Source organism: Bariatricus sp. SGI.019 (assembly GCF_050315235.1).
Lineage (GTDB): Bacteria > Bacillota > Clostridia > Lachnospirales > Lachnospiraceae > JAFBIX01.
The window spans coordinates 50,384-62,382 of record NZ_JBNPOQ010000009.1; the positions used below are offsets into that span (position 1 = coordinate 50,384).

General features: G+C 39.9%; 12 protein-coding genes. 11 read left to right on the top strand and 1 reads right to left on the bottom strand.

The window, feature by feature from the left end; all coding sequences use genetic code 11:
* Positions 1-110: 110 nt before the first annotated feature.
* The 10 genes from trxA (at position 111) to ACQRD1_RS07310 (ending at position 10,540) form a co-directional block, all read left to right on the top strand.
* Positions 111-428, top strand: coding sequence for a thioredoxin TrxA (gene trxA, locus ACQRD1_RS07265; RefSeq protein WP_235231847.1), 318 nt, complete (start codon positions 111-113; stop codon positions 426-428).
* Positions 429-488: 60 nt separating this feature from the next.
* Positions 489-950 (top strand): glycine/sarcosine/betaine reductase complex selenoprotein A, encoded by a 462-nt coding sequence (gene grdA, locus ACQRD1_RS07270; RefSeq protein ID WP_235231848.1) that lies wholly within the window; start codon positions 489-491, stop codon positions 948-950.
* 102 nt (positions 951-1,052) lie between these two features.
* A complete protein-coding gene (gene grdC, locus ACQRD1_RS07275) occupies positions 1,053-2,591 on the top strand; it encodes a glycine/sarcosine/betaine reductase complex component C subunit beta (RefSeq protein ID WP_235231849.1) in 1,539 nt (512 codons plus the stop codon).
* A gap of 12 nt (positions 2,592-2,603) precedes the next feature.
* Positions 2,604-3,758, top strand: coding sequence for a glycine/sarcosine/betaine reductase complex component C subunit alpha (gene grdD, locus ACQRD1_RS07280; protein ID WP_235231850.1), 1,155 nt, complete (start codon positions 2,604-2,606; stop codon positions 3,756-3,758).
* A gap of 91 nt (positions 3,759-3,849) precedes the next feature.
* A complete protein-coding gene (locus ACQRD1_RS07285) occupies positions 3,850-4,599 on the top strand; it encodes a hypothetical protein (protein WP_235231851.1) in 750 nt (249 codons plus the stop codon).
* A 120-nt stretch (positions 4,600-4,719) separates the two neighbouring features.
* Positions 4,720-5,952 (top strand): GNAT family N-acetyltransferase, encoded by a 1,233-nt coding sequence (locus tag ACQRD1_RS07290; protein ID WP_235231852.1) that lies wholly within the window; start codon positions 4,720-4,722, stop codon positions 5,950-5,952.
* Positions 5,952-6,416, top strand: a complete 465-nt coding sequence (locus ACQRD1_RS07295) for a threonine/serine exporter family protein (RefSeq protein ID WP_235231853.1) — start codon at positions 5,952-5,954, stop codon at positions 6,414-6,416. Before ACQRD1_RS07290 ends, ACQRD1_RS07295 begins: the two co-directional genes overlap by 1 nt.
* A 69-nt stretch (positions 6,417-6,485) precedes the next feature.
* Positions 6,486-7,226, top strand: a complete 741-nt coding sequence (locus ACQRD1_RS07300; RefSeq protein ID WP_235231854.1) for an SIR2 family NAD-dependent protein deacylase — start codon at positions 6,486-6,488, stop codon at positions 7,224-7,226.
* 2 nt (positions 7,227-7,228) lie between these two features.
* Entirely contained in the window at positions 7,229-8,689 is a 1,461-nt protein-coding gene (gene gltX / locus ACQRD1_RS07305; RefSeq protein WP_235231855.1) for a glutamate--tRNA ligase, read from the top strand.
* Positions 8,690-8,698: 9 nt separating this feature from the next.
* On the top strand, positions 8,699-10,540 hold the full coding sequence (locus tag ACQRD1_RS07310) for an ATP-dependent helicase (protein WP_235231856.1): 1,842 nt from the start codon (positions 8,699-8,701) through the stop codon (positions 10,538-10,540).
* Here ACQRD1_RS07310 and ACQRD1_RS07315 read toward each other — a convergent pair.
* Positions 10,523-10,813, bottom strand: coding sequence for a DUF1292 domain-containing protein (locus tag ACQRD1_RS07315; protein ID WP_235231857.1), 291 nt, complete (start codon positions 10,811-10,813; stop codon positions 10,523-10,525). The genes ACQRD1_RS07310 and ACQRD1_RS07315 overlap by 18 nt on opposite strands.
* 168 nt (positions 10,814-10,981) lie before the next feature.
* Between ACQRD1_RS07315 and ACQRD1_RS07320 the strand changes: the two genes are divergently transcribed.
* Positions 10,982-11,986 (top strand): sugar ABC transporter substrate-binding protein, encoded by a 1,005-nt coding sequence (locus ACQRD1_RS07320; RefSeq protein WP_235231858.1) that lies wholly within the window; start codon positions 10,982-10,984, stop codon positions 11,984-11,986.
* Positions 11,987-11,999 lie beyond the last annotated feature (13 nt).

Here is an 11,999-nt window from a genome sequence, read left to right on the forward strand (position 1 = left end):
AGCCGGAGAAAAGTAAATCGCGGTGCGAAGCGGCGCATGGTCATAAAGTGATGCCTTTTGGTTCTTCCGGGTTATATAAAAAGCAACATAATAAAAGGAGGATGATACCAATGTTAGATTTGGATAAGACAAACTTTCAGGCTGAAGTATTAGAGGCAGAAGGTTATGTATTTGTAGATTTTTATGGAGATGGATGTGTTCCATGCCAGGCTCTGATGCCAAAGGTACACGAGTTTGCTGAAACATATGGAGATAAATTAAAATTCACATCTCTGAACACAACAAAGGCACGTCGTCTGGCAATCAGTCAGAAGATTCTTGGCCTTCCGGTTATGGCTATTTACAAAGACGGAGAGAAGATCGACGAAGTTGTAAAGGAAGAAGCAACACCGGAAAGTATTGAAGCGATGATTCAGAAATATATCTAAGAGATATTTCTTGATCATATAACATGTTTTTTACCACTTAAGAAAGGAGAAAGCATAATTATGGCTATTTTAGAAGGGAAAAAAGCAATAATTATCGGAGACCGTGATGGAATTCCGGGACCAGCTATCGCTGAATGCGTAAAGACTGCTGGTGCTGAGATCGTATTTTCATCAACGGAATGTTTCGTCTGAACGAGCGCAGGCGCAATGGACTTAGAGAATCAGAAGAGAGTAAAGGAATTCGCTGAAGAATACGGCGCAGAGAACTTAGTAGTAGTTCTTGGAGCAGCTGAAGGCGAAGCTGCAGGTCTTGCAGCTGAGACTGTAACATTAGGCGATCCTACTTTTGCAGGTCCATTGACAGGGGTCCAGCTTGGACTCACGGTATATCACGTATGTGAACCTGAAATCAAAGAAGAATTTGATGAAGCAGTATATGACGAGCAGGTTGGTATGATGGAAATGGTTCTTGACGTAGACGACATCGTTAGTGAGATGGAAGCTATCAGAGAACAGGCTTAATCGATGCTTAAAAAGGGGCAGACCCGGTGTGTACCCACTAGGGTACTGCCTCTTTTTTCTATGAATTTCGTCAAAGCAAGAAAAAAGAAAGGTGGAAAACCCATGAATAGTGTAATCAAAGGAGCAAGCTACGTATTGGCACATACTCCTGATATGGTTTTATATAACGGAACAACTCAGACAACAGAGAGAATCGTAAATCCAGAGTCTGAATACTTAAAAGAACTTCCAGGACATCTCCGCTCTTATGAGGATGCAGTTTCTTACTGGCCAAACCAGACATATATTGGAAATGTACATCCGGATGAGCTGGCTGAGGTAGAGTTCCCATATTATGATAAGAAAAAAGAAGGCGCAGAGCGCTACGGAAAATATGGCGAGATCATGCCAGAGGAAGAATTCCTGTTCCTTGTTCAGGCATGTGATATGTTCGAAGTTGTAAAACTCGACAAAGAATTCGTTGCAAAATATAAAGATGCATTTGCAGCAGACCCGATCATCTCTGATGATATCGTAGAGAAGATTGAGGAAGGTGTGGAGATTGCAGAGATCGAAGCATTGATTAATGATGACCATGCAGAAGCATTATATTTTGAAAACAAACTGGTTGGATGTGTCAAGCCTGCTCATGATATCGATGTGAACTTGTCATCACACGTAATGCATGAGAACCTGATGAGCAAGGCATCCAGTGTACTGGCACTTCTCTATGCAGTACGTAATGCAGGAATTGACAAAGCAGATGTAGAGTATGTAATCGACTGTGCGGAAGAGGCATGTGGTGATATGAATCAGCGCGGTGGCGGTAACTTTGCAAAGGCTGCAGCTGAAGTTGCAGGTCTTGTGAATGCAACAGGTTCTGATGCAAGAGGATTCTGTGCAGCTCCGACGCATGCATTGATTGAAGCAGCAGCACTTGTAAAATCCGGTGCATACAAGACGGTAGTAGTTACTGCTGGCGGATGTACAGCAAAACTTGGTATGAATGGAAAAGACCATGTGAAGAAAGGCCTTCCGATCCTTGAGGACTGCCTGGGAGGATTTGCAGTTGTCATTTCTGAAAATGATGGTGTAAACCCAGAGATTGACCTTGGAATGCTTGGACGTCACAGTGTTGGAACAGGTTCCGCACCACAGAACGTAATCGGAAGTCTGGTAGCTGATCCACTTGACAGAGTTGGAATGAAGATTACAGATATCGATAAATTCTCACCAGAGATGCAGAATCCGGACATCACAAAACCGGCAGGAGCAGGAGATGTTCCGCTTGCAAACTACAAGATGATCGCAGCTTTGGCAGTAAAGAGAGGCGAGCTTGACAGAAAAGAACTGGCATCCTTTACAAAAGACCACGGTCTTACCGGATGGGCTCCTACCCAGGGTCATATTCCTTCAGGAGTACCATATGTAGGATTTGCACGTGAAGATATTCTGGAAGGAAAGATTAAGAATGCAATGATCATCGGAAAAGGAAGTCTGTTCCTTGGACGTATGACAAACTTATTTGACGGTGTATCCTTCGTAATTCACGGAAATACAAAGGCAGAAGAAGAAGCTGCTGCAGGTGTATCCGAAGAAGAGGTTAAGGGACTGATCGCAAAAGCAATGAAAGACTTTGCAGCTACCCTGATGGCAGAATAGGGGGGCTTTGATATGGCAAAAAATATTGAAAAGATGATCGCTGAGACATTCATGGAGATGGCACAGGGACTGGAAACAGGAAGCTTTGGCAAGAGACCAAAGGTTGCCCTCACAGGAATGGGAAGCGAGCACGGAGAAGAGAACTCCATGGCTGCAGCAGTGGCGGCAGCAAAAGATGGAATCGATGTATATTACATTGGTACATTAGAGGCAGAAGGCGTAACGACCGTCAAAGTGGCGAATGATGAAGAAGGCCATGATAAGATGGAAGAGATGCTGAAGAATAAAGAAGTGGATGCTGCAGTGACCATGCACTTCCCATTCCCGATTGGTGTATCAACGGTTGGACGCTGTGTAACACCAGCGATGGGAAAAGAGATGTATATTGCGAACACGACCGGAACTTCCAGTACAGACCGTATTGAAGGTATGATCAAGAATGCAATCTATGGAATCATTACTGCAAAAGCATGTGGAAATGCCGCTCCATCAGTAGGAATCCTGAATGTAGACGGCGCACGTCAGACAGAAAAAGCCCTGAAACAGTTAAAGGAACAGGGATATGACATTACATTTGCAGAGTCATCCAGAGCAGATGGCGGATGTGTGATGAGAGGAAATGATGTGCTTCAGGCATCACCGGACATTATGGTAACGGATTCCCTGACAGGAAATATCCTTGTGAAGATGCTTTCATCTGCAAATACAGGCGGAAGCTTTGAAGCAACAGGATATGGCTATGGACCAGGCATTGGAGAAGGATATGAACAGTTAGTCATGATCGTATCCAGAGCCAGTGGAGCACCGGTCATTGCAAATGCGATCCGATATGCAGCACAGCTGGTAAGAGGAAAAGTCTTTGAAGTAGCAAAAGAAGAATTTGCGGCAGCTCAGAAGGCTGGATTAAAGGACATCCTGGATGCATTAAAAGCATCTCAGAAACCGGCAGGAGCAGCAGAAGAAGTCAAAGAACCACCAAAAGAGATCGTAACAGCACAGATACCTGGAATTGAGGTTATGGATCTGGAAGATGCAGTGAAAGCATTGTGGAAGATCAATATCTATGCAGAGAGCGGAATGGGATGTACCGGACCGATTATCCGAGTGTCTGATGCAAATCTTGCAAAGGCAGAAGAAGAGCTTAAAAAAGCTGGATATATTCAATAATAATTGTATTGTGGCATCTTGATGTGTCAAGATGCCACTTTCTTTTTAGGGACAGATGGATTTATAATAAAACCGTGAGGTGTTAATAGTTATGGAAGCGGTTTTGAAATTAAGATATCCAGGCATTCAAATTTATGTTCCATGGAAGAGAATAATAAGTGCAATTATCAGTATTTTATTTTGGAGTGCTTTAACTGTTGGGGTAATGAATCAGGCACAAGTCTGCGCAGAACTTCCAACGGTCGAAGGAATGAATAGTACGATGACGCATGCTGTAGATGCAATGTCAACGAATAAAATTTCAATGGTTATCAGAGAACAGACACACACTGGTTCGCCAAGATTTGCAGATGTGGTAAATCTGAATATTAGTGAAATACCTAAAATATCAGTAAAACCCACTGCAATATCGACAAATTCTGTTGAAAAAAGCTATCAGGAATCACTGCCAGATGAAGCTCTTCCAGTGGGAATTTTGGATGAAATACCAGAAGAAGAGGGAGACGTAAGTAACAGTTACATCAATATTAATGGTTTCTTGTGTGATGAGAATGGCTTGATTGTTGGGTACGAAGATATGCCGGTTGCCGATGGAGTTTTGGCATTTCCAAATAACAATAAATGTACTGGAATTGCGAAATCTGTGGCCGAAGGATTGGAAGCAGAGACAATGGAAATCTATATTCCGGGGAATATTACTTACATAGAGCCAGGTGCATTTGATAATCTAACGTCACTATTCTACATAGAAGTAGCAGAAGGAAATCCAAATTATTATAGTTCTTGCGGAATCTTATATTTGAAAACAGGAGAAGTATTCTGTTATCCGGCAGGAAGATAGAGATTAGGGATGTTATTTGAGAAGAACTCAGAAAGCATCCCTAAAACTATGTAAAATTATACTATAATTTTCAGAATGTAGGTGCTATAATAAGTTGGATTAATTGATAGAGGTGCAAAAATGAATATTCAACAGGTTGTAGACAATAAGAAAAAATACATGGATATGTTGCTGATGGCTGACCCGGAAGAACAGATGATCGAGAAGTATCTGGATGAGGGCGAGATGTTTATATTGAAGGAGCATGGGGAGGTCAAGACAGTCTGTGTGGTAATGCTGTTGAAAAATCGTAAATGTGAATTGAAGAACATAGCGACCAGAGAAGAAGACCAGGGAAAAGGCTATGGGAAAAATATGATACTTTTTCTGTGTGAGCATTATAGTGCGCAGTGCGACACTATGTATGTAGGAACAGGTAATTGTCAGAAGACGTTAGATTTTTATAAAAAATGTGGATTTGTTAATTCCCATATTATTGTTGATTTTTTTGTAAAGAATTATAAAAAACCGATTTATGAAGATGGTATTATGCTCACAGATATGATTTATTTGAAGAAGCAGCTTGAGTCGGAAGTAAATGTTAAGAAAGTTGTCGATCTTGCTCTGGAAGCTGGAAGAATTCTTTTGAAAAATGGAGCGGAGATATTTCGTGTGGAAGAGACAATTACCAGAATCTGTAATCGTTTTCATGTTGATCAAGTTGATATTTTTACCTTGAGCCATGCAATCTTTGTCACTGCGGAAAATGATATGGAAGAGGCATATACAAAGGTAAAGCAGGTACCTTTGTCTGCTTCGCATCTTGGAATTGTGGCAGAAGTTAATGATTTGTCTCGAGAGATTACTGCTGGGAATGTAGGAATAGATGAAGCATCTGAACGTTTGAAAGTGATTGATAAAATGCCTGCTAAGAAGTGGTATTTTCAAGTGCTTGCGGCTGGTATTGGCAGTGGATTTTTTGGATATTTATTAGGAGCTACGCTGCGAGAGAGTGTGATTGCGTTCTGCATTGGATGTCTGTTGTATTTATGGGTATTGGTTGGAAAGAAACATAATATGTCTAAGATGATCGTGAATATTGTGGGAGGAGCGATTATTACTTTGATGGCAATCATTGCGATTCATCTTCCTTTTCTAGGGGGAGTCAGATTGGAAGGAATGATTATCGGTTCAATCATGCCGTTGGTTCCGGGACTGGCATTTGTGAATGCAATACGAGACATAGCGGACAGTGATTTTCTGTCCGGGACAGTGCGTATGATTGATGCGTTGCTAACGTTTGTTTATATAGCAGTAGGTGTAGGATTGACGCTCAGTATTTACAATAACATGGGAGGAGGACTTATGATATAATGGGGATTCTGATTAATATATTGTGTGCTTTTATGGGGACTATTGGATATGCTATATTGTTTAATGTTCCCAAGCGTTTTTATCTATGCTGCGGAATGACGGGAGCTGCCGGGTGGCTTATGTATCTGATTGCTCATGAATATTCTTCTCCGGCAGTAGCTTCATTTTTTGGAACACTGGTGGTAGTCTTGATTTCGAGAATGCTGACAGTTAAGATGAAATGTCCAATTACGATATTTCTTGTATCAGGAATTTTTCCAATGGTACCGGGAGCAGGAGTATATTTTACAGCTTATTATTTGGTGACTAATCAGTTGGGACTGGCAGTACAGAAAGGGATGGAATCTTTGAAAATTGCATTTGCCATGGTACTGGGAATTGTCTTGATTGTATCTATACCACGAGAAGTATTTCAGGCGAATTATTGGAGAGAAAGAAAATTCAGACGGCTTAGAAAAGGTTGATGGAAGTTAAAGGGTTGTGCTACAATAAGTATGTATTCCAGGTTATGTAATAAGAGGGAGGGATGCTACATGTTGGAAAGAACTTTACTGAAGATATTGCAAGAAAGCAAGTATACTACTGTTTTAAGTGGTTTTGGTATGTTGATCGAGAGTGATTATCCGGCAATTCGAGACGGAGATGAGTCTTATGATATTGAGTTAAAATACGGATATTCTTGTGAAGAATTGTTTTCGAGCGCATTTTACTCCACCCGAAAAGATCAATTTTTTGAGTTTTATCGAAATGAGTTGTTAAGTCATTTAGATAAACCGCCAGGAAAAGGGTTTTATGAGATGGCGGAATTGGAAAAAGCAGGTTTGTTTCAGTCAATTATTACCAGGCGTATTTTTGGCCTTCCTGGAAGAGCTGGTTGTAAGAATGTAATTAATCTGCATGGTAGTGTATATGATAATTATTGTCCGCATTGTGGACGCAAGTATTCTATGGAATATGTCAGAGATTCTGCCAGAGTTCCGTTGTGTGAGCATTGTAATACGCCAATTCGTCCTAAGGTATGTTTGTTTGGTGAGATGGTAGACAATGTAGTTATTACAAAAGCGGCAGAAGAGATTCAGAAAGCAGATGTATTGCTGGTGCTTGGAACGAATCTCAATTCATATCTCTGTAGTCAGCTGATAGATTATTACGATGGAAGTAAGCTGATTTTAGTAAATGAAGAGCCTCATTTTTCTGATAAATATGCAGATATTGTAATTCATGCAAGAGTAGATGATACATTAGAAAAAATACGAAAGGAATTAGGAAGATAACCATGAGTAAAGTAAGAACAAGATTTGCACCAAGTCCTACAGGGAGAATGCATGTAGGAAATTTAAGAACAGCGCTATACGCTTATTTGATTGCAAAGCATGAAGGTGGAGATTTCATGCTGAGGATTGAAGATACGGATCAGGAGCGTTTTGTAGACGGTGCGTTGGAGATCATTTATCATACATTAGCGGAGACAGGCTTGATTCATGATGAGGGCCCGGATAAAGATGGAGGAGTAGGTCCATATGTGCAGAGTGAACGTAATGCATCAGGTCTTTATCTGAAATATGCCAAGCAGTTGATCGAACAGGGAGATGCATATTATTGCTTTTGTGACAAAGAGAGACTGGATTCATTAAAGAGCAGTGTTTCTGCTGATGGTGGAACAGAAATTGTTGTATATGATAAGCATTGTCTGGGATTAAGCAAGGAGGAAGTAGAAGCGAATCTGGCAGCCGGTAAGCCGTACGTTATTCGGTTTAATATGCCGACGGAGGGGACAACAACTTTCCATGATGATATTTATGGTGACATTACAGTTCCAAATGAGGAATTAGAAGATTTGATCTTGATCAAATCAGACGGCTATCCGACATATAATTTTGCTAATGTTATTGATGATCATTTGATGGGAATTACGCATGTTGTACGTGGGAATGAATATTTGTCATCTGCGCCGAAATATAACAAGATTTATGAGGCGTTTGGATGGGAGATTCCAACATATGTACATTGTCCATTAATTACTGATGAGAATCATAAAAAACTGAGCAAGCGTTGTGGACATTCTTCATATGAGGATTTGATCAATCAGGGATTTGTTACAGAAGCAGTTGTGAATTATGTTGCATTGTTGGGATGGTGTCCATCTGGCAATCAGGAGATATTCTCGTTGGAAGAATTGGTGAAGGAATTCGATTATCATCATATGAGTAAGTCGCCGGCGGTGTTTGATATCGTGAAATTAAAATGGATGAATGGTGAATATTTAAAATCCATGGATTTTGATAAATTTTATCATATGGCAGAACCATATATCAGAGAAGTTGTGACAAAAGATTATGATCTGAAGAAAATAGCAGCTCTGGTAAAGACTAGAATCGAAATTTTCCCAGATATTAAAGAACAGATTGACTTCTTTGAAGAGTTGCCGGATTATGACACTACTATGTATTGCCATAAAAAGATGAAAACCAATGAAGAAAATTCACTTGAGGTCCTTCAGGAGATTCTTCCGATTCTTGAAGAGCAGGAGGACTTTAGCAATGATGCTCTCTTTGCCACATTAAAAGGTTATGTGGATGAAAAAGGTGTGAAGACAGGTTTTGTGATGTGGCCAGTCAGAACGGCAGTATCTGGAAAGCAGAGTACTCCTGGCGGAGCAACAGAGATTATGGAAATCCTTGGAAAAGAAGAATCTCTTAAGAGAATCAGGAAAGGAATTGAGTTATTAAGCAAATAAGGTGAATCTATGAGTTTAAATCAGGCTCAGGCTGAGGCGGTCGCCCATAAGAATGGACCATGTATGGTTCTTGCCGGTCCCGGTTCCGGGAAAACTCTTACCATAGCGAAAAGAATAGAATATCTGATTACAAAGTATAAGGTAAGACCAGAAGAAATTCTGGTCATTACCTTTACAAAGTATGCTGCAAATGAGATGAAGAACCGTTTCCGACAAATTATAGGAACATCAGGGGTACCGGTGACTTTTGGTACATTTCATGGGATTTATTACGGAATTTTGAAGTGGGCCTATGGACTGAATCAGGCTAATTTATTGTTGGAGGAAGAAAAGATTCAGCTCATTAAGCAAATTGCGGTATCTATGGATTGGGGAGAAATATCAGATGCGGAAGAGGAGAAAGATATTCTTGAAGAATTGGCAATAGAAATAGGAAATGTGAAAAATAATTGTTATGATATTCAATTCTATGAATCTTCTCGTTATGGGACGAACAGATTTCGGGAACTGTATCAGTCATATGAGAAAGAAAAAAGAAAATTAAGAAAAATTGATTTTGAAGATATGCTGGTGATGTGTCGGGATCTTTTTCGAAGTCGGCCAGATATCTTAGAGAAATGGCAGAAAAAATTCCGTTATATTCTTGTGGATGAATTTCAAGATGTAAATCAGGCGCAGTACGATGTTGTCAGGATGCTTGCTGAACCGGAAAATAATTTGTTTGTGGTAGGCGACGATGACCAGTCTATCTATGGATTCAGAGGTGCAAAACCTGGTATCATGATGGAATTCCGAAAAAATTATCCAGAATCGAAACAAATCCTTTTAAATATTAATTATCGTTCAACCGCGCATATCGTAAGAGGTGCATTGCGCGTTATTGCACATAATCAGGAACGTTATGAGAAAGAAATCATTTCCAAGAAAAAACCGGGAGAGACTATACATGTTCAGGAGGTAAAAGATCCGGTTGAAGAGAGTAAATATGTGTTGGAGAAGATAAAAGAGTATGTTGCCCAGGGGATTCCTTATCATCAGATTGCTGTGTTGTATCGGACGAATTTAGATGCAAGGGCGCTTTCTGAAACACTGATGGAGTATCAGATACCTTTTACGATGAAAGAATATCTGAATAATATTTATGATCATTTTGTAGGGATCGATATCAGTAGTTATTTCCATTTGTCACAAGGAGATTATGACCGAAAATATTTTCTTCAGGTTGCCAACCGTCCAAAACGTTATATTGGTCGTGACAGCTTAAGTGGGGATAAAATTAGTTATGAATCATTACGAAATTTCTATTGTGATAAGGATTGGATGATGGATCGAATTGACCAGTTGGAATGGGATATGAAGATGATTCAGAATAAGACGCCATTTGCTGCGATTCAATATATTCGAAAAAGTATAGGATATGATGAATTCTTAAAAGAATACGCCGCATATAGAAAGATATCCTTAGAGGAAATCATGAATGTTCTGGATGAGATACAACAGAATTCCAGAGAGTTTCAGACTATCAGAGAATGGTTTGTTCATGTAGATAATTATCGGGAGATGTTGGAAAAGCAGAGAGAAAAAAAAGAGAGTAAAGAGGGTGTTGCTCTCATGACAATCCATGGGGCCAAAGGGCTGGAGTATGACTCTGTTTTTATTATTGAAAGTAATGAAGGAAGTATACCATATAAGAAAGCAAAGACTCCTGATGATATAGAAGAAGAACGAAGATTATTTTATGTAGCTATGACACGTGCCAAAAGAAAGCTGATTATTAGTTATGTAAAAGAAAAAAACGGAAAGGATATCAATCCTTCCCGTTTTGTCGAGGAACTACTCCTCGTCGTCTAACTCTTCAAATTCCTGTGTATCCATCCATTCGTCAAAAGCGTCAGCAGCAATTTCATATTCGTCATCATCTTCGATATTCTCAAGCTCTGGTTCGCCGCTTTCGTTTTCAATATAACGGTAAAGATATACATCGCCGTCTTCTGTCTCGCCATTTTCATTAAGAGGAAGAAGAGCGATGTATTCTTTGCCGCTCGCTTCAAATAATGTTAGAATGGCACATTCAACGACTTCATCGTTGTCGAGAGTAAGCTCAACTGTCATGTATTCATCCATAGCATAATCTCCTTTATTTATAGATACTTTAACTGTACCAAAGGAGCATGCAAAATGCAAGGATGTTTTGGAGGAAATACAAGAAAATGAAAACAGTAGCCAAACAAGTAAAAATGTTGTAAAATGTATATTAAATATGCGAACATATGCATAAGGAGGAAAACTATTATGATGAGAAAGAGAATGTTAAGAGTATTATCAGTGATGCTCATATGCATTTTCGCATTGTCCGCCTGCAAGAAGAATGTAGGTACTCCGGAGGACAATGCTGTTACGGAAGAGACACAGGATAGTGAAGAGACAGAAGAAGATACATATGTATTTGGCTTTACGGCAATCGATATGGAAAATCCATATTTTATAACGCTGGAGGCAGCAATGAGAGAAGCTATTGAAGATGAAGGATATCAGATGATCACGAAAGACCCGGGATCGGATCCAGAACTTCAGGCAACCCAGATTGAAGAGATGATAGAGGAAGGCATTGATGCTATTTTCCTTTGCCCGGTGGATTGGGAAGCGATTACTCCATCTTTGGAAAAGCTGAAAGATGCAGATGTCAAAATCATTAATGTTGACACACAAGTAAAAGAGATGGATTATGTAGACGCATATGTTGGGTCGGATAATGAAAAAGCGGGATATATTTGTGGGGAAGATCTGATCGAAAGATGCCCGGATGGAGGAAAAGTTGCTATTTTAGAATGTCCGACACAGAATTCAATTAATGATAGAATTACAGGATTTGAAGAAGCAATCGCAAAAGCCGAGAAGGGATTTGAAGTTGTTGCCAGAGCCGATACGAATGGAGAATTTGAAAAGGCCTTGGATGCTGCGGAAAAGATTGTAGATGAATATCCTGATGTAATGGCTATTATGTGTGGAAATGATCAATTGGCAGTTGCAGCGAAGACGGCTGTGAATCTGGCGGGACTTGACAAGGTAATCATCTATGGTGTAGATGGTTCTCCTGACATAAAGAAGGAGCTGAAGAAATCAGAAAGTCAGATAGCAGGAACAGCAGCACAATCTCCTATTAATATGGGAAAAACAGCAGCTCAGGTTGGAATTGACATATTAGAAGGAAATGAATACGAAGAAGAGACCTATGAAGATGTATTTATGATTGATAAAGATAACGTTGATATGTATGGCGTAGATGGGTGGCAGTAAAAATATAGACGAC